This window comes from Leptolyngbya sp. PL-A3, assembly GCF_039962325.1.
Taxonomy (GTDB): Bacteria; Cyanobacteriota; Cyanobacteriia; order Elainellales; family Elainellaceae; genus Vacuolonema.
In genome coordinates this window covers 1-20,435 of record NZ_JAMPLB010000095.1, presented here as the reverse complement: position 1 = coordinate 20,435, position 20,435 = coordinate 1, and the positions used below count along the sequence as shown (strand labels likewise).

6 protein-coding genes and 5 pseudogenes are annotated in these 20,435 nt (G+C 46.8%); 4 read left to right on the top strand and 7 right to left on the bottom strand.

Annotated elements, in window-relative coordinates:
• A pseudogene (locus NDI52_RS31980) lies at positions 1-194 on the top strand (IS630 family transposase); the annotation flags it as partial.
• 8 nt (positions 195-202) lie between these two features.
• Here the strand turns inward: NDI52_RS31980 and NDI52_RS31975 are convergent.
• From NDI52_RS31975 to NDI52_RS31955, 5 genes and pseudogenes are all read right to left on the bottom strand, one after another.
• Positions 203-1,111 (bottom strand): annotated as a pseudogene (locus tag NDI52_RS31975) (serine/threonine-protein kinase); the annotation flags it as partial.
• Between the two features lie 420 nt (positions 1,112-1,531).
• Positions 1,532-1,841: pseudogene (locus NDI52_RS31970) on the bottom strand (transposase); the annotation flags it as partial.
• Between the two features lie 143 nt (positions 1,842-1,984).
• A pseudogene (locus tag NDI52_RS31965) lies at positions 1,985-2,134 on the bottom strand (IS701 family transposase); the annotation flags it as partial.
• A gap of 81 nt (positions 2,135-2,215) precedes the next feature.
• On the bottom strand, positions 2,216-5,425 hold the full coding sequence (locus NDI52_RS31960; RefSeq protein WP_190789563.1) for an efflux RND transporter permease subunit: 3,210 nt from the start codon (positions 5,423-5,425) through the stop codon (positions 2,216-2,218).
• A gap of 35 nt (positions 5,426-5,460) precedes the next feature.
• The gene (locus NDI52_RS31955) at positions 5,461-6,708 is read right to left on the bottom strand and encodes an efflux RND transporter periplasmic adaptor subunit (RefSeq protein WP_190775271.1); all 1,248 of its coding nucleotides are present in this window, start codon (positions 6,706-6,708) and stop codon (positions 5,461-5,463) included.
• Positions 6,709-7,585: 877 nt separating this feature from the next.
• On the opposite strand from NDI52_RS31955, the gene NDI52_RS31950 reads away from it, so the two are divergent.
• Entirely contained in the window at positions 7,586-9,007 is a 1,422-nt protein-coding gene (locus NDI52_RS31950; RefSeq protein ID WP_190775273.1) for a glycoside hydrolase 100 family protein, read from the top strand.
• Positions 9,008-9,489: 482 nt separating this feature from the next.
• On the opposite strand, the gene NDI52_RS31945 is transcribed toward NDI52_RS31950, so the two are convergent.
• Positions 9,490-13,104, bottom strand: coding sequence for an NB-ARC domain-containing protein (locus NDI52_RS31945; RefSeq protein WP_190771685.1), 3,615 nt, complete (start codon positions 13,102-13,104; stop codon positions 9,490-9,492).
• 151 nt (positions 13,105-13,255) lie between these two features.
• Between NDI52_RS31945 and NDI52_RS31940 the strand changes: the two genes are divergently transcribed.
• On the top strand, positions 13,256-13,939 hold the full coding sequence (locus tag NDI52_RS31940; RefSeq protein ID WP_348257005.1) for a serine hydrolase domain-containing protein: 684 nt from the start codon (positions 13,256-13,258) through the stop codon (positions 13,937-13,939).
• Positions 13,940-14,080: 141 nt separating this feature from the next.
• Here the strand turns inward: NDI52_RS31940 and NDI52_RS31935 are convergent.
• A pseudogene (locus tag NDI52_RS31935) lies at positions 14,081-14,489 on the bottom strand (IS1 family transposase).
• Positions 14,490-14,836: 347 nt separating this feature from the next.
• On the opposite strand from NDI52_RS31935, the gene NDI52_RS31930 reads away from it, so the two are divergent.
• A complete protein-coding gene (locus NDI52_RS31930) occupies positions 14,837-20,113 on the top strand; it encodes a PAS domain S-box protein (RefSeq protein WP_348257004.1) in 5,277 nt (1,758 codons plus the stop codon).
• Positions 20,114-20,435 lie beyond the last annotated feature (322 nt).

Below are 20,435 nucleotides of genomic sequence, written 5' to 3'. Positions count from 1 at the left end.
TGGCCGAAACCGAACTCAGTGTTCTAGCTCGGCAATGTTTAGATCGCCGCATTGCCGATGAAGAAGCTTTACAACGAGAAATCCTGGCTTGGGAGGAGCGTAGAAATACCCAATTGCGAACCATCGATTGGCAATTTACGACCGATGATGCGCGGATTGAACTCAAACGGCTTTACCCCTCATTTCAACCTTGACACACCACTAGCTGAAACGTATCAATTTGTCCTGTTGCTTCAAATTGATGCAGACAGCGTTCCAAATCTGCTTTGAGACCCCAAGCATTTTGATAGCGATCCTCGGCATTCTTCGCCATCAACTTCATCACAATGTTCGAAACTGCTTGAGGAATGGCGCTAGGCGAGCCGTCCTTCTCCCTTTTCCCTTTCCCCTTTGAACTCTCCCAAATTTCATGCGGCGGAATCGGTTGTTTAGCAATATGGCAATGCACCAACTCCAAAATGTCTGTAGTTAGGAACGGTAATTGCCCAGTAAGCAATTGGTAGAACGTCACACCAAGCGAATAGAAATCGGTGCGGTAATCGAGCAGACGGTTCATTCGTCCGGTCTGCTCTGGTGATAGGTAGGCGAGGGTTCCTTCTAAAATATGAGGACTGGTGAAGGTTGGATTCGTGCGATTAAATTGCGTTGCAATTCCGAAGTCAATGATTTTGACAATGCCCATGTGTGGATTGAAAACAATATTTCCAGGGTTGATATCTTTATGAATCACGCCAGCCGCATGAATTCTACCGAGGATGTCTGTGAGGTCGATCGCCAACCGCAAAAATTTAGATAATGGGATGGGGCAGAAATCTGAACGCTGCTGCATCCATCTTGCGAGAGATTCGCCACCAAAATCTTCTAAAATTATGACAACTGTGCGTTGATACTCCTGCTGGCTATATGCCTTTATGACACCCTCCAGATTGAGAGAGCGCGTGATCTGGTATTCCTGCTTATAGCGCGTTACCTCTTGGGAAGTAGGATAACCTTGCTTGAGCATTTTAACCACAATTGCTTGGCCATCTTGCTCCCTGACAGCACGATGCACCAAAGATACGGAACTCTCATAAATTTTGCTCCGAAAAGTAATTCCAGGTAGGGTAAGCATAGACGCTCCTCGCCATTTCTTCGCAGTCCCCTCTTGCTACCGTTTAAGGTTCATTATTCAAGATGTCTTCAATTCACGCCATTTAAGTTGGTTAAGTTAACCCTTAACTTAAATAATTAGATCGCATAAGATTAGAGTACATGACTTATTCACCAGACTTAATTGGAAGTAAGAAGGTGAGATCAATCAAGAAGGGATTACTCTTCTCATCCCTCTTTCAATTAGGCAACGCCTAGATAAGTTGACTCAGTCGCGAGTTGTGGAGTTCACAAGCAATCCCCATCATACCGGTAAGATCTATCCATGTTCTCAGCGGATGCACCACAGTCTTGTACCGCTTGATGCCTTTAATATGATGCTCGTTGAACTCAATCGGATTCTGTTCGGCTAACCATTCTCCTGTCCGAGCTGCCCAATACAAGGCAACTTTAGCTCTTCTAGCGCGTGAATGAAGTTGCTGTGACTCTCGCCATACAGACTATCGGCCAACATCAACTCGAAACGAAATCTCATCGCTTGAACTTGAACAAGTATGGCAGCGGCAATTGCGGTTTGCTCTGGTACACATCCTTTTGGAGCCGGTCTTTGGGTTTGTACACCTCAAACGTCAAGGGCAAAATCATGCCCCGGAACAAGGCATAAGCGGTGACGGCGACAATCCCATTTTCTCCTTTTTGCCGACGTTGCTAATGAATTGACGCTTGACGTAATCGGTGTGGGCGCCTTTTTTGACTACTGCACAGACTAGTACGCTGAGGCGGAAATCCATCACCTATGTTTTTGTGTAGGGTGCTTCGCACCCTACACAAAAACATAGGTTGCGAACTTAGGCCGCAGCCTACTAGGGGGATTTGAGGAGCAAGTGATGCAGTCCAGACTCTTGCGTTGAAGTCTCGAAATCATGCCGATATACAGGTATTTGGAAGCCTCAAAGCTATGCACCTCGGGGAATAGATGGGCGAAGGGCTGACAATATTCATCTACCAAGCGTAGGGTAGGACGGGCTACACGAGGGTCTACCATAACCGGCTCTAGCCAGGGTGATACACCTAAGCCCTATAATTCTTCAATTGCCGTACAACAGAAATCAAATTAATTCAATGCTTAGAGAAGATTGTGTTCTGAATTTGTTGATGATGCGGTTGTGCTATGATCGCCCAGTTGAGATTTCTTTCTAAATAAGATCATTTCCAGATACTTAATCACCACATAGAGCACCGGGACAACCAGCAAACTGAGGAACGTTGCTACGAGCAATCCACCGAATACGGCGGTTCCCAGCGAGTGACGGGCATTAGCTCCCGCTCCAGTGGCAATCACCAGTGGAAAAAAGCCAACCAGGGCAGCAAATGCAGTCATCAGAATGGGACGAAACCGTTCTTCTGCAGCAATTAAGGCTGACTGAACAATGCTCTTGCCCTGTTCTCGGGCTTGGTTGGCAAATTCCACAATCAAAATGGCGTTTTTACTCGCAAGCCCAATTAACATCACTAGTGCAATATTGGCATACACATCGTTAGACAGCGTTGGTTCAATCATCCGCCGCAACGCTATCGCACTTAATGCACCCAAAATCGCTAACGGCACGGTCAGGAGAATGATGACCGGGTCAATATAGCTTTCGTATTGCGCAGATAGCACCAGAAACACCATGATAATGCCAAACAAGAAGATCAGCGGACCCAGGCTTCCAGCTGCGACTTCCTGACGGGTTAAATCTGACCATTCGAATTTGATGCCGGGTAACGCCGCTTCTTTGTACGCATTGCTGATAGTCTCGATCGCTTGCCCACTGCTGTAGGTATCCGATTGAGTACCCTGAAGCAAGATGGAACGGTAGCCGTTGAAGTGAGAGATAATTGCGGGCCCCGTATAGGGTTTAACCGTGATCAACTGATCCAGCGAAATCATCGTGTTGTTAGTCGATCGCACATAAATCTGCTTGAGATCCTCCGGTTTGTTGCGGTATTGTCCATCTAGCTGCACATACACCTGGTAGTAGCGGGGACCCAAAACAAACTGGCTGACGTAAGATGAGCCAATGCTGGTGCTCAGCGTTGTTAACGCATCACTAAAATTGACATTCAACGCATTAAGCTGATCCCGATTGATGTTGATTTCATACTGGGGCGTATTGGCAGTAAATTGCGTGAAAGCACCTGGTGGCGAAAAGATACCGCTTTGATTGGCTCTCTGCAAAATATCCTGGGCATTTGCAGCAAACTCCTGGAAGCTCAATCGCCCGTTTGTCGTATCTTCGAGCTGCATGTTGAAGCCACCTAAAGGACTAAAGCCTGGGATGGGCGGCGGGCTGGAACCCACAGCCGTTGCACCCGTAATCTTGGTCGCCAGTTCGCCATTCAGTTTTTTCAAAATGGCACTAACCGTTTGATTGGCTTTAGAACGATCGCTCCAGGGTTTGAAGTGGGCAAAAAAGATGCCCTGATTTGCCGCATTCCCATTAAATCCAGCACCGCCAATTTCAGCAGTTGATTCTATCTCCTCAATCTTTTCCAACGACGCATGCACTTGACCAAGAATATTGTTGGTATATTGCAACGAGGCATTGTTGGGACCCTGTACGAAGCCCAATATGGAACCTTGATCTTCAGCGGGAACGAAACCATCTGGCACCGATTTAAACACAAGGACGGTGGCAGCGAGCCCAACGAGAAACAGCGCAATCACTAAATAGCGCAGCCCAATCAGATGAACTACGATGGCTTTGTAGCGATCAAGCACCCAGGCAAAGCCCCGATTAAATCTGTCAAAGAACCAGTTCTGGTAAGCACGTGATTCCTGCGGAGAACTCAGCAGAATTGCTGCAATGCTGGGGCTAAATGTGAGCGCGTTGAAGGTTGAGACAGCAATGGAAAAAGCAATAACCAGAGCGAATTGACGATAAAGAAGCCCAGTTGCTCCAGGAAAAAACGCGACGGGTACGAATACTGCCATTAATACCAATGACGTCGAAATCACGGCTCCAGTTAGCTCGTTCATCGCAGCATGGCTGGCCTGACGGGCAGTCATCCCTTCATGCTGCATCTTAGCCACGATCGCTTCCACCACTAGAATTGCATCGTCCACTACCAGACCTGTTGCCAGCACCAGACCAAACATGGTCAGGCTATTAATCGAAAAGCCAAACAGCTTGGCAAACACCATTGCCCCAACTAATGAGACAGGAATTGCAATCGTGGGAATAATCGTGGCACGCCAATCCTGCAGGAATATGAAGATCACTAGAACCACCAGAACGATCGCCTCAGCTAACGTGATAACCACTTCCTTATTGGATTCTTCAATAAAACTCACCGTGTCATATACCAATTGGGTGGTGACTCCCGGTGGAAAACTCTGCTTCAGCTCTTCTATCTTGGCAGCTACCTGCTTTGCCACATTCAGCGCATTGCTGCCCGGAAGCTGATAAACCCCTAATGCAACCCCAGGCTTACCGTTGATTTTGCCTGAGACGCTGTAGGACTGCGCGCCCAGTTCTGCCCGGCCTACATCTCGCAGCTTTGTCTGCGTTCCATCACGACCCACCTTAATCACGATGTTTTCCGCTTCATCGACGGACTTAAACTGTCCTTGAAGCTTGAGCGGAATTTGGTAGAGTTGCCCTTTAGGAACAGGTTCTGCCCCGATTGTGCCGCCACCAACCACCACATTTTGCGACTGAACTGCGCTCACCACATCGTTAATTGTGATATCGCGACTTGCTAACGCATCAGGATCTAACCAGAATCGCATTGCATATTGCAATTGCCCAAACACATTCACCTGCCCCACACCAGGAATACGAGCGATCTCATCAGTAACCGCCAAATCAACAAAGTTACTAATGAAGGTTGCATCATATTCATCATTGGGTGAGTAAAACCCGTACACAACCAGCAGGCTAGGAGATGCCGTTTTAACCGTGATTCCCTGCTGCTGCACAGATTCGGGCAGGAGCGGCACTGCTTGTTGTAGGTTATTTTGCACATTCACCTGATCTTCATTTGGGTTCGTATCCACCCCAAAAAATGCGGAAATACTGCTGCTGCCTACCACACTCGATGAGCTGAAATACTGCATATCCCGGGTACCGTTGAGTTTTCGCTCAATGGGTGTAGTAACGATTGTTTCGATCGTTTCTGGGTCAGCCCCCACATAACTAGCACTCACTTGCACTTGAATTGGTGCAATTTGGGGCACATATTCGATCGGCAACAGCGGCACACTGACTGCCCCCAGTAGCAGAATTACAATGGTGAGAACCGTGGTTAATACAGGTCGCTTAATAAACGTATCCGCGATGGAAAAAATCACGCTGCCTCCTGGTGATTAGGGCGAGTCATAAGCAATCAGAGTGCTGAACGAGCGGTATTGCTGACCTGGGGTGCAACGGGAGTTCCTTCCTGCAACTTGAGAATACCCGATACAATGACGCGATCGCCCGGTTTTAGACCTTTCACGACCTGATAGTTCTGCCCTTGAATTGCTCCAAGAGTCACGGGTATTTGATGTGCGATCGTTTGGGTCTTGCCATTGACGATTTTATCTTCAGCGGTAAACACAAAGTTTTGCCCCCCAATAGTTGTGACAGCAGTGGTAGGAACCAAAACTCCTGGTTTTGTATTCCAAATCACTCTTGCTTTCACGTATTGAGCGTCCCGTAAATAGCCACGGGCATTCGAGAACCGTGCACGCGCCAAGATAGATTGAGCGGTTGGATCAGCTTTAGAAGCAACGAAATAAATTCTCCCTGAACTGAGCGGTTGTTCAGTGTTGGGCTCAAGCAATTGAACCGATAGCCCAGTTCGCAGTTCGTCAGAACGGTTGATCGGAATTGGGAGCTGTAGGTCAAACGCTTCATTTTGGTTAATTGTAGTGAGAACCTGCCCAGTTGTCACATAGTCACCTGGCTTGAGCGTAATATCTCCCACTGCCCCTGAGATGGGAGCAATCACTTGCTTAAAACTGAGGCTAACTCTAGCCGTTGCCGCATCTGCCTCAGCCTTATGAATATTGGCATCAGCTTGCTCAACAGCTGCTCTTGCCGCTTTGACTTGCTCTTGGGCTTGCTTCACGGTATCGGATTTCACTTTGAGTGCGGTAGCATATTGGTCGCCAGTTGCCTGGTCAACTGCCCCTTGGGTTACTAAATATTGATAGCGATGGTTATTCACCTGCGCTAACTCATACTCCGACTGTGCCGAGGTTAACTGCGATTGCGCCACCCGAAGCTGCTGAACCAGCGTATTTCGTGCCGCCACGGCTGCATTAACGTTTGCCTGAGCGCTATTCACTTCTGATGCCGTTTGATCCAGATTTAAGAGAAAAATTGGGTCGCCTTGCTGTACGCGATCGCCCGGTTTCACCAAAATGCGATCAATCCGCCCGTCGATTTGCGGTTTTAACTGAACCGTCTGCTCTGCCTCCAGTGTGCCAACAAAGTCAGTACTGTCTTGAAGGGTGCTAGATTGTAGCGTTTGCAACTGCACAGACGCAGGTGGAGGACTACTGGCTTTGGCAGGGGCTTCAATCTTTCCACAAGCCGCAGTCAAGCTGGAGAGTAAAAGGGTGATGCCAAGGAGTGAGTATCGCTTCACTAGAGACCTCCCATTGTGGAGAGTGGATGGGTTATTTGCTGAGGTTGAGTGCTCGATGTCCGATAATTACCGTTTTGAATTTTAGATTTACGATTGCAGATCGTGAATGCCCCACGGCATAGGGATTCGGGAAATCATCTGTAGCATCTATTTCTCAAATCGGTAATGGCGCAATTACCCTTTGGGAAACTACGAAGCACCCACATTTAAGTCTCGGTCATACAGTCGAGATGAGAAGTCAAGATGAGCAACTTAATGGAAAGATAAGAAACGAGTGGTGGTGTTCCATGTCATGTCAAATTAAATGCACATGATCAAGCTGCCTTACCAAATGGGAACCAGTCATAGAAGGTTAACCCTCGGATTAAGTCCTGCTGATGGAGAAGTCGTTGACAGCGTTGGTAGACCCATTCCTCTATTTCATCAATCGAGTCAAATACTTGATTGGCGATCGGCTCATTTACCAGTGGCTATAACCGCTCAGTCGGTTGCAACTCTGGATCGTTCGGTCACGGTTTTAGCTTGGCGGTATCGCTGCTCCAATGCCTCCAGGCTGAGGTGAGGGCTGATCGTGAGACGTTTCGGCATTTGTAGAGAGGGGAGTTGAACTTCCTCCCATATTATGGATATTTAAGCCGACATAATATTAGCCGCAATTACCGCAGAGCTGAAGTGAGCTGGTGGAATTTTGTTGTTGCATCCGTTACAGTTTTCACCACGGTGATTGTTGGTCACATTGAAGCAGGATTGGCACGATACTACTTTAATGTGGAATCTGCATTGAATTGGCCGCAATTATCATGAACAGTAGTGGCGGTTTCACGATGGTGATGCTGGCATAATGAAAGCAACGAGATGAATGAGTGAGGAATGTGCGATGGATGTGACTTCAAGGCTGACAGGCGTTACAGCTACAGATACGCTAAAGCAGGTAGCTTGGCAAGAACTTGAAGCATCCATCCTTTACTATCAAGGACGCCCTATAGGAACGATTGCGGCCCATGACTCAAGTGTAGATACCCTAAACTATGACCAATGTTTTATACGTGATTTTGTCCCATCTGCTCTAGCATTCTTAATGCGCGGAGACGCAGAAATTGTGCGTCACTTTCTGGTTGAAACGTTGGCGCTTCAAAGTCAAGAAAGGCAAATGGATTGCTTTAAGCCAGGGCAAGGGCTAATGCCAGCTAGCTTTAAAGTACAAATCATTGACAATCAAGAACAGCTGGTTGCAGACTTTGGCGAACAATCGATCGGGCGAGTAACGCCAATTGATTCCTGCCTGTGGTGGGTGATTTTGCTCCGAGCCTACGTTAAAGCAACAGGCGATCTGCAGTTAAACTCTAAACCAGAATTTCAACAGGCTATTCGGTTGATTCTTGATCTTTGTTTATCGGCTCGATTTGACATGTATCCGACGCTGCTCGTTCCAGATGGGTCATTCATGATCGATCGCCGCATGGGGGTTTATGGGCGTCCCCTAGAGATTCAAGTGCTGTTCTATGCCATGCTGAGATCGGCACAGGAGCTATTGCTACCGAATGATCAGAATCTGCTCTATTTGAACGCAATCGAAGAGCGGCTCAACCATTTGAGCTACCACTTGCGAGAGTATTACTGGCTTGATTTCAAACACCTGAATGAAATTTATCGCTACAAAGAAGAAGAGTTTGGCGATCGTGCCGTCAACAAATTCAATATCTATCCAGATTCGATTCCTCAGTGGCTGGTTGAGTGGATTTCTAGAACGGCGGGCTATTATGCCGGAAATTTAGGATCGGGGTGGATGGATTTTCGCTTTTTTGCCTTAGGCAACTTAATGACTGTGATCACCGGATTAGCAACGCATGAGCAATCCCAGGCAATCATGAATCTGATTGAACAGCGCTGGGATGACTTGATTGGGCAAATGCCAATGAAGATTTGTTTTCCCGCATTACAGGATTTGGAATGGAAACTCCTCACAGGTTGTGATGCCAAAAATGTTCCCTGGTCATATCACAATGGTGGAAATTGGCCTGTTCTGCTTTGGATGTTAACCGCCGCTGCTGTCAAAGTGGGCAGAACTGAATTAGCTCAGAAGGCAATCGCGATCGCTGTAAGCAACCTTGAGCCAGACGAGTTCCCAGAATACTACGACGGTCGCTATGGACACCTGATCGGTCGGGAAGCCAGAAAACATCAAACCTGGACGATCGCGGGTTATTTAGTCGCGAAAGCAATCATCGAAAATCCTGACTATCTCTCACTTGTTTGCTTTAGCGATGACATCACGGTTATGCACTGTGCGATTAAATGATAGTGCGCTTAGGAGGTTTCTGCATAAGAATCTACCCAGGATGTTGGTGCTTTGCCCGCGAAGCGGGCAAAGCACCAACATCCTGGGGGTAATTTCATTGTTGGAAATCTCCTTAAGAAGATTACAGCCCTGACGGAACTGCTTGGGAGTACTTTCCACACGATCATGCTCACTCTCGTGCCTATCGCTGGAGTGAGGATGGCACTGCTAGTATTTCCGATACGCATCAGCGATTATGTTTTGCGATCGCGTTGTGGAACGACGAAGATCGGGGATGCAAACGATACAAATTATTTGTTCTTAAAAAGTTTTTGCGACACAACCCTTGGACTACCGATATCTTTCATTTGAGTCTCCTTTCGCAACCTTTAATTGGGGCTACCCAGTAGAAACTCTTTCCTACATTCCCAGCGCTGTCAAACATGAGAGTTTCCCGTCACTGATTAGGATATTAACGATTGCTTAATCCAAACAGACAATTCTCAACGTTCAACTGCCCCTAATGCTAACAGCGTAGCTTGTTGTGCAGCGGTTAGTCCTTGGACACCTCGAATGTTCATGTTCTCGTAAATGCGCTCACCTCGCAGCGTTTTGAGGCATTCACCCGTTCTGACATCCCAAAATTTAATTGTTTCATCCTGACTGCCACTGGCAAAGATCTGACCATCAGGACTAAAACTGTTAGAGTAAACTGCACCGGTGTGGCCGTGCAATATCTTCAAACATTCACCACTCTGCACATTCCACAAGCGAATTGATGCATCAAAACTACTGCTTGCCAAAATCTGATTACCCGGAGCGTCAGTGGAGCAATGGTTCGGGGCATAGGTAACTGACCAGACATAGCCTGTATGTCCCTGCAACACCTTGAGACATTCGCCGCTACGAAGATTCCAAAGCCGAATAGCCCCGTCATGATGACCTGTAACTAAGATTTGGTTGTCATGATTGAAGCAGACAGAACAGATTCCGCTGGGGGTTGATAATACCTGGATACATTCACCATCGTGCACATTCCACAGCCGCACCGTTTGATCAAAACTGCCACTTACCAAAAACTGTCCGTCGGAGGTAAAGCTGACGGGCCAAACCCAATCGGTATGACCATGTAATACTTTGAGACACTGACCTGTTTGTGTATCCCACAACCGAATCGTATTATCTTGGCTGCCACTCGCAAGAGCCTGACTATCTGGGCTAAAGCAAACTGACCAAACCCAGGCTGTATGACCTCTCAGTTCTCTAAAACACTGACCACTCTGCATGCTCCACAATCGTATCGTTTGGTCATTGCTGCCACTCGCGATAGTCCGAGCATCTGGGCTGAAACAAACTGACCAAATCCAAGCGGCATGGCCTTGCAATACCTTAAGACACTGACCATTTTGTGTATCCCATAGTCGAATGACTGCATCTTCGCCACCACTAACCAATGCTTGACTATCTGGGCTGAAACTAATGGAATGGATGCCACAAGACTTTCCCTGTAGGACTTTGAGACATTGACCTCGTTGTATGTTCCACAATCGAATTGAAAAGTCATAGCTGCCACTGGCAATGGTCTGACTATCAGGGCTAAAACTGATCGACCGAATGCCACCCGTATGACCACGCAACACCCTAAAACACTCACTGCTCTGAATATCCCATAGTCGAATCGAAGCATCGAAACTAGCGCTAGCCAGAGTCTGACCATCTGGGCTAAAGCGAACTGACCGGATGTCTTCTGTATGCCCGTAAAGTACATTGAGACACTGACCGTTTTGCACATCCCACAAACGAATGGCTCCATCATCATCGCCACTTGCCAAAGTTTGACCATCTGGGCTAAAGCGAACTGACCAAACCCAAGCTTCATGACCATGTAGTATGTTGACGCACTGACCGTTCTGCACATTCCATAAGCGAATTGTTGTATCGTTACTGCCACTAACAAGCGTTCGACCATCTGGGCTGAAACTGACCGACCAAACTCGCCCAATATGTCCCTCTAATATTTTCAAGCACCGACCAGATGCTACATCCCATAGGCGAATGCTAGAATCCTCACTACTACTGGCAATTGCTTGGCCATCAGGACTAAAGTTGATTGAGTATACAGAGTTTCTGTGCCCCTGAAGAGTCTTGAGACATTCGCCTGATATCACACTCCATAGGCGAATCCTAGCATCCTCACTGCCTGTAGCAAGCATCTGGCCATCTGGGCTGAAACAGACACAAAAAATCCAGCTTCTATGTCCTTGAAATGTGAACAACTGTTTTCCGTCTGTTACTTGCCATAGGTGAAGAGTCCCATTAGTACCGCTTGTTGCCAGATGTCTACCATCTGGTGAAAAAGCGACCGATTCAACGCCACCTAATGTTTCTGCAAACACGGATTTTGCCAAGTCAGCATTGTAAAAATTAGCTTCTCTTAAGTTGACCTGCCGTAAGTCAGCTTGCCACACTACCATATTTGAGAAGTCGTAACCGCGTAAATCAATTTTCAGATACACAAGTAAGTTGAGGAGATTACCTGCCATGTAGTTCGCTTGGAGCGATCGCTGTTGTTTCAGCATTGCTCTTAACTGTTGCTCAACTGCTTTAAGATCGCCAAGTTGAACCAACAACTGTTCAGCGATCGGCTCAAGGATCAATCGCTTTTGCATCTCGCGAATATAGTCTTTTGCTTGTGCTTTGATTAGTGCATGAGTTAGCAATATGGGTAAAGGGTGAAGCGGTAAAGAGGAAAAAACTGTTTTCCTTTCCCCATTTTTCTTTCCCCATTCCCCAATTTCTTGGCATGCCTGCTCAACTAATCTCTCTGTGACGTATTCCAACACGACAGGTTGTAGGAAGAACTGCTCATCTTCCTTTTCGATCAGCGACCGCCGCCGTAAAGCCTGAATTCCATCGGGTAGTCTGCGCTTAGACACTGTAGTCGTAATATTCTCATCTAACTCATAAAGTGAGACAGGTTCCCGGCTAATCGCTAGCCAAATGATGACCTCTCGCTCAATATTAGAAAGACGATCGAACTGTCGTTGGAGTACATCTCGAATGTCATCAAAAATGGCTAATCCTTGTTTCACATAGTTTAAAACCTCAACAATTCTACCGTTAAAGAGTTCTTGAGTGGCGGCGGCTACTAGCTTCAGTGCTAAAGGATTGCCGCTGTAATGTGTAATTAATTGCTTCCATTCGGACTCGGTACCCGTAAATTCTCCTTTGTAATGAAACAGTTCTCGCCCTGCTTCTGGGTCTAATCCTTTCAGCAAGAATGCTCGTACTGATTGATTCTCACCTTCAAGTAACGCAATTTCTCTAGGTTTTTCGCGACTGGTCAGGAGTAGGCAACTTTGATGAAAAACCTCTCCAATACTTCTAAACAGTTGCCCATATCCCTCACACCCCGATCGATACTGTCCAGTTTGCTCTGGGCTGAGAATCATTTCGGCGTTGTCGAGAATTAACAAACAACGGCAGGAGCGCAAAACCTCCATCAACCTCAGCAGTTTTCCATCCAGGCTACTTGGCAAAGCAGTGTCTTTTTGCTGTGCCCTCAACAAGATGGGTAATACACCCTCTAGCCACTCTGCTAACGGTGGAGCGTTTTGTAGCGATCGCCACACTACTACCTCAAACTCAGATTCAATCTGCTGCACTAGTTTGGCGGCAAGTGTACTTTTACCAACTCCACCAATACCTACCAACAGGACTAACCGACAACGCTCTTCTAACATCTGCTGCTCAAGACGCTTCAGTTCTTCACTACGTCCACAGAAGAGGGAAGTATCAACAAGATTACCCCAATCTCGCTGAGATTGCTTTGCTGAGGCAAGCGGCATGCTCGAGCGCGTATAGTCATTTAGGTTTAACTCCAACCCAAAGGCTAAAAATGCCTGCTGCAACGATTTTTTATCGATAGGTGTCGAGCGCCCTAATATCTTAACGATCGTGCTTAAGGATAAACCTATGCGCTCACTCAGTTCTTCCTGCGTGAAGCGATCCCCAGCATTTTCAGTAGCTTCAGCCTGAGTTTTGGCAGATTGAAACCTGCTCCACCCTTGCGTTGTCAGAATAACTCCTCGATGATGTTTATTCTTTTGCGATGGCATCAGAGCTTACTCAGAGCAGGATACAAAAGCTAAATACAAAGTGTAGAGGCTCTACTCAAAACATCGTTAGGAAAACTTTCTTAAGATCTAGGCAGATGCAATCAGGACTAATTTGAGTAGGCGAAACACGTTCCTGCTTCTAAATAAGTTTGTGTTTTGTGGCTGGGATGAACCTTGGGCACTGGTATTGCTGCTACGCCCTCAGCTACCGAGATTTGGAGGAGTTCAAGTTCTCAATGGCGAACCTCCTGCCAATACCAATAAAGTGGAGGTCAATATCATTCCTGGCTCACATCATCGCTATTCAGGTGGCGGCACCACCATTGCTCAACAGGTATTGGTTGATGTATTAGATAAACCATTTCCAAAAATCATGCGGGAGTTGGTGCTAGACCCGTTAGGCATGACCAATAGCACCTATCAACAGCCACTTCCAAACGATTGGTTAACAAGGACAGCAACAGCTCATTCATTTTCTGGTATTCCTCTTGAAGGCAAGCACCACATTCATCCTGAGATGGCAGCAGCAGGTTTGTGGACAACTCCATCAGATTTAGCCAAAGTCGGAGTTGAACTCATGGAAGTATTGCGTGGACTAACTGCCACCGTTTGGAGTAAAGAGACGGTAGAAGAAATGCTGCGTCCCCGACAGCCAGAGCAAACCCAAGAAGCGGATGAATCATTTATAGGATTAAGGAATGGATTATTTGCAGGATTAGGATTTTTTGCAGGGGATGGAGTTGGTGATGGGTTCTACTTTTTTCATAGTGGCATGAATCAAGGATTTGTATCATTGATGCGTGTTTACCCATATATGGGAAAAGGTGCTGAGTAGATATCATGAGTTTAAGATCACAAGCAAATCCACACATAAGAGCAGAGAAGCAGAAGTGAAAAATACAAATTGATGTAACAAGGGTTGCTCAACACTGCGGTGAACTGCGGACAGGGTCGTGGACTAGACCTGTGGATCGGGTCAGACATTCACACCAAACTCATAGCGGTTGATGAACAAACCAATGACAGCATCGTGCAACCAGATCGACTTAGAAAAGCAAATCGTTTTGCGAGCTAAGCGTTTAATTCTCGTGTGTAACGTTAAATGCTTTGAGATGACGATCTTTTTTTAACGCTTTAGTCACGGTAGTTCGGCTCATTTTGAGGACTCGTGCTGTGTCACGAGTTCCACTGCCATTGATAGCCAGATCAGTAATTTGTTGCTTGAACTGGGGCAAATATTCCCGGTAGGCATACTCTCGAATAAAAGTGCAGCGAGAGCAGTCGGAGTTACGACATTTACACCGTTGTTCCCCCTCCCCCGATTGTCCATGTTTAACTACATTATTGCTGCCACACGTAGGACAAAGAACCAATTCAAGTACCATTTCATAACCGCGAGGCCGACGGCTCTTTCAGTTTCATCCATTTCTACAGACCTAGTGGTCCGTCAATGTTTAAGTGTGGGGTAATCCCACACTTAAACATTAAATTTAAGAAGTTTTTAAGGGGTTATAAACCCCTCAAAAACCTCTTGACATGCTACTAGGCCACTACCCACGTTGAATGGGTATCAGTCCTGAAATTTTTTCTTGATTATTCGTTACTCTGCAACAAATTTGTTGGGATGAAACAGCTCTGTTTGAGCTAGAGCCTCTATCTTAAGGGGGATTTTTATCCATAAGGAAGTTCGCTTGAATGGAAATACCCGTTTACGCATACGGACAAACGCTGCATGAAACGCGACGCTGCCGGAAAATTTGTGAACAACTGGAATTCAGAGACAAAACAACGAGTCAGTATATCTCTAACCAGAACAGCATGGCGATCGCTAGATAAGGAAGCTCAAAAACGGGGTATTTCTCGCTCTGAAGTAATTGAACAGTTTGCTCGGGGTCTTGAAGTTGAGCATGCTAACCGGGAGCTGCCTGCTACTATCCCAGCCGTTGACCGCACAGTAGCCACTATTCTAGAAAGTATCACGGATGCTTTTGTTGCCTTCGATCGCGACTGGCACTACACCTATGCCAATCATGCTGCTGCTCAAATTTTGCATAAAACGCCTGAAGAATTAATTGGCAAGCATGTCTGGAATGATGTTTTTCCCGAATTGGTGGGTGGAGTTGCATACGAAGCTATGCACCGAGCCTTCATAGAGCAAGTTCCGGTTGCTTGGGAAGAATTTGGGGAGCCGGTTCAATGTTGGCTAGAAGTTAATGCGTATCCTTCATCAGAAGGGATCGCTGTTTATTTTCGCAATGTGACGGAACGCAAGCGAGCAGAGGCAGAACGGGAACGATTGCTGCAAGAGCTGGAACGGGAACGGGCTCAATTTAAAGCTGTTTTGCAACAAATGCCAGCAGGTGTCTTAATTGCTGAAGCTACGTCTGGCAAGCTAATGCTGGCAAACGAACAAGCGAAGAAAATTGTTGGATACGACTATGAAGAGTCCCATGCACTAGAAGACTATGTATCCAATACTCCGTTTCAAGCGTTTCACCCTAATGGACAGATTTACGCATTGGATGAATATCCACTGTCGCGATCGCTCAGAACAGGTGAAGTTATCGTTAATGAGGAATTGGAGCTACGTTACGAAGATGGCGACCGTACCCTTATTGCAGTCAATTCAAGCCCAATTTTGGATAAGCAGGGACAAATTCTAGCAGCCGTTGTCGTTTTTCAAAATATTACTGAGCGTCAACGGACTGAAGCACTGCTTCAAGAACAAAGAGATGCATTAGAGAACCAGCAGAAATGGTTAGAAATGGTATTGGATTTAATGCCAACACCTATGGTATTTATTGAGCCAGAAACGGCAAAAATTATTTTTTCTAATCGAATTGCGAATGAATTAGCAGGGGGTGATTTACCTAAGAACAAATCACTGAATGAGTATTCGGATGCTTATTACTGCACAGATGTGAATGGCGATCGCATCCCAGCAGAACGAATGCCCGCGGTTCTGATCGCTCGGGGAGAACGGTTAGAGGACTACGAGATGAATTGGTATACCCCCGGCGGCATTCGCTCAACTCTTTGCTGGGGAGAAATACTACCAGCTATGTATGGACATCCTGCAATCGGCATTGGAATGTTCCAGGATGTGACTCGGCTCAAGCAAATTGAGGAGAACCTGCGGCAAACGGAAGAACGCTTACAGCTTGCCCTCTCATCCGCTCAGATGTTTGCTTGGGATACAGACCTGAGAAGCCTGGAAGTGGTGTGCTCCCCCAATGCGGTAGAAATTTGGGGGTTTCATAGTGGGCCATCAGAAGCGTTTCATACCTTAATGCATCCCGACGATCGCCAAGCAGTTCTACAAGCGGTTGAGCGGACCATTGCAGGAGACTCTTCCTTCTCTTACGAATACCGAGTGATGAGTCCAGATGGCCAAATCCGTTGGTTGAGAAGCCAGGGACGTGTCTATCTTGATGAAGCTGGGCAGGCGATTCGGATGATTGGGGTCTCAGCAAACATTACTGAAGTTAAGCAGATTGAAGCTGAGCGCGATCGTCTATTAGAACAGGAACAAGCTGCTCGACGCTTAGCTGAGAGTGAGCGTCAGCGGCTGAGAGATATTCTCATGCAGGTACCCGCTATGTTTGCTGTACTATCGGGACCCAATCACGTCTTTGAACTGGCAAATGCTAAGTTTCTCGCAGTGTCTGGACGTTCTGAAGATATTATCGGCAAGGCAGCACGGGATGCCTTTCCTGAGATGGAGGGCCAGGACTTCTTTGAGATTCATGACCACGTTTATCAAACTGGGGAAGTTGTTCGAGGAGACGAATACTTATCTCGTTGGGATCCAAATGGAGATGGCAATTTAGTTGAGGGATTTTTCAATCTCGTATTTCTGCCACTGAGAGACATTGATGGTTGTATTGACAGTGTTTTGATTCATGGGATTGAAGTCACCGACCAAGTACAAGCTCGTCGGCAGGCAGAAGCTTTACTTGAAGAACTTCAGAGAAAGGAAAAACAACAACAGTTTTTGATCGAATTGAATGATGTCGTCCGTGTCATTCAAGATTCAAAAGAGATTGTGTGGCACGTAGCTACCGCTACAGGGCAACATTTCAATGTTACTCGCTGTACCTATGCTGAAATTAATGCAACACAGGAATATCTTATCGTCGATCGCGATTACTGCAATGGAGTGATGAGCATAGCGGGCCGCCATCACATCGATTCTTTCGGCCCTGCACTAATTACAGAGTTAAAGCAGGGCAAAACCATTGTTGTTGACGATGTCGATCGCGATCCCCGTACGGCTGGGTCAGGAGCTACTAGTTTTGATGCAATTCAAACAAAATCTCTTCTATGTGTTCCCTTTATAAAAGAAGGACGATTTGTTGCATTATTCGTACTACATCATATCGCTCCTCGTCGATGGACAGAGGAAGATGTGGAATTGATGGAGCGAATTGCTACAAAAACCTGGTTAGCCGTGGAGCGATCGCGAGCCGAGGCAGAACTACGTGAAAGCGAGGCTCATCTGCAACTTGCGCTTAAGGTTGGACGCATGGGAACCTGGGATTGGAATATGCAGATGAACACTGTCGCGTGGTCCGATGGGCAATTTGCCATCATGGGGTTACAAGCTAGCGAACATGCCCCAAGCTATGACCTCTGGGCAAAAAGTGTTCATCCAGATGATTTGGCTGCGACAGAAGCTGTCATTCAACAAGCCATGCAGGAACGAACAGAGTTCCACCATGAATATCGAACTCTCTGGCCAGATAGCTCTCTGCATTGGACAGAAGCAAGAGGACGATTTACTTATAATGCAGACCAGCAGCCGACACGCATGATTGGTGTACTAATTGACATTACGGAGCGTAAGCAAGCAGAACAAGAACGGGAACAACTGCTAGAGCGAGAACGTATTGCCCGATCTCAGGCAGAAGCCGCACAACAGCAACTTGCAACCATCGTTGACACCTCTCCGATTGGGCTTGCGTTATTGGATGCTGATCAGCGATTTATCGCCATCAATGAGGCACTTGCTGAAATTAATGGATTACCTCGTGAACATCACTTGGGCAAGTCAGTTTCAGAGCTATTTGGTGAAGTTGATCCCAAAATCGTCGAAGTTATTCGTCAGATTTACGCCACAGGTAATCCTTTGATCTCGCCTAACCTCCCAATCAATACACCTGGGCATGGCGATCGCCGTCCTGGTTATTACAACGTTTACTATCTACCTACTGTTGACTCAAATCATCAGGTAGAAGGTCTGTTAGCCTACATAGTCGATGTAACGGAGCGGTTCAAATTAGAGCGAGCCCAACAATTTCTCTCAGAGGCCAGTGCCGTACTGGCATCCTCTTTAGACTACCAAACAACACTGGAGCAAGTCGCCCAGCTAACCGTACCGGGCTTAGCCGATTGGTGTACAGTTCACATTGTTAAGGAAGATGGCCGCATTAATCAGATCGTCGCGCACATCGATCCTGCCAAGCTGGAATGGGCCCATCAGCTTCGGGAAAAGTATCCGTTAAACCCAAATGACGCTCGTGGAGCCGCCTTTACCCTACGGACTGGACAACCTGATTTTGCGCCAGACATTCCCGATGAACTATTGGTACAAGCAGCCCGTGACTCTGAGCATTTAGAGATCCTGCGACAGGTTGGCTTTAGTTCTTTTATGAGTGTGCCGTTGCAAACTCAAGCCCGAATTATTGGGGTCATCTCCTTTATATCGGCTGAATCTGGACGACGGTATACTTTGGCAGATGTACGATTAGCAGAAGAATTAGCTCGTCGTGCTTCTCTCGCAATCGAGAACGCCCAATTGTATCAGGCCGCTCAACATGATCGCGCTAAAGCAGAAGCCGCTAACCGAATCAAAGATGAGTTTCTAGCAGTTCTATCCCATGAGCTACGATCGCCCCTCAACCCGATTCTTGGGTGGACAAAGCTGTTACGTAGTAAGCAGCTAGATTCGACCAAAACCGAACATGCTTTAGAAACCATTGAACGTAATGCCAAGTTACAGGCACAACTGATCGAAGACTTATTGGATGTCTCCCGAATTTTACAAGGGAAAATGGCATTAAATACTGCACCTGTAAATTTAGCTGCTACAATCAATGCGGCTTTAGAAACTGTAAACTTGGCAGCCGAAGCAAAACACATTCAAATTCAAACTGTACTCGCTCCTATTTCTGGAAGTATTTTAGGTGATGCAAATCGCCTTCAGCAGGTGATTTGGAACTTGCTTTCAAATGCCGTAAAGTTCACCCCTGAGGGAGGACAGGTGGCCGTGAAATTAGAGCAAGTTGAGCTTGAGAATAAAGAATTAAGAGTGCAGAGCAAATCCAATTCTCAATTTTCTTCCTACGCCCAAATTACCGTTGCAGACACGGGTAAAGGTATCAGCCCAAAGTTTTTACCCCATGTGTTTGATTACTTCCGTCAAGAGGATGGTACAACGACCCGACGATTTGGTGGGCTAGGATTAGGACTGGCGATCGTTCGTCAACTCACCGAACTACATGGAGGCACCGTTTGGGCAGAGAGCCCAGGGCCAAATTTAGGAGCCACCTTCATCATTCGGCTACCCATAAACAGGGGCGGGCAGAAACAATCTTTTCAAACTAAACCGCTAGAGAAGGGGGCAGACTTAACAGGAATTCAAGTTTTAGTTGTAGACGACGATGCGGATATGCGGGAATTAGCTTCCTTTATCCTGACCAACGCGGGTGCACAGGTGATGACTGCAGACTCAGCCATGCAAGTGTTGCCCCTCCTAAATCAATCTCTGCCTGATTTGCTGCTGTGCGATATCGGAATGCCAGAGATGGATGGTTATTCCCTCATTCGACAAATCCGAAAATGGGCACCTGAACAGGGTGGAAGCATCCCAGCGATCGCGCTCACAGCGTATGCAGGGGAAATTAACCAGCAACAAGCCTTAGCTGCTGGATTTCAAATGCATATCTCGAAACCCATCGAACCAGAAGAACTGGTTCAGGCGATCGCTCAATTAGTTCACTCTATGTAGGGGATTTCTACATAAGGATGTACCCGTAATCTGGGGAGTTCGCGCGCAAAGTGGGCAAACTCCCCAGATTACGCCTACAGCAAACAAGCTCAAGGATGAGTTGACTAGAAATCTAGTACGCTGAGGCGGAAATCCATCACCTATGTTTTTGTGTGGGGTGCTTCGCACCCCACACAAAAACATAGTATGTAAACTTAGGCCGCAGCCTACTAGTACTCAGCGGCTTAAGTTTGCCTATGATTAGAGGGTTGCACTGCTCCCTAAGATTATGCCTGGACTCCGCCCTCCAGTTTTGACCCTTAGCCCCAGCGACCAAGCAGCT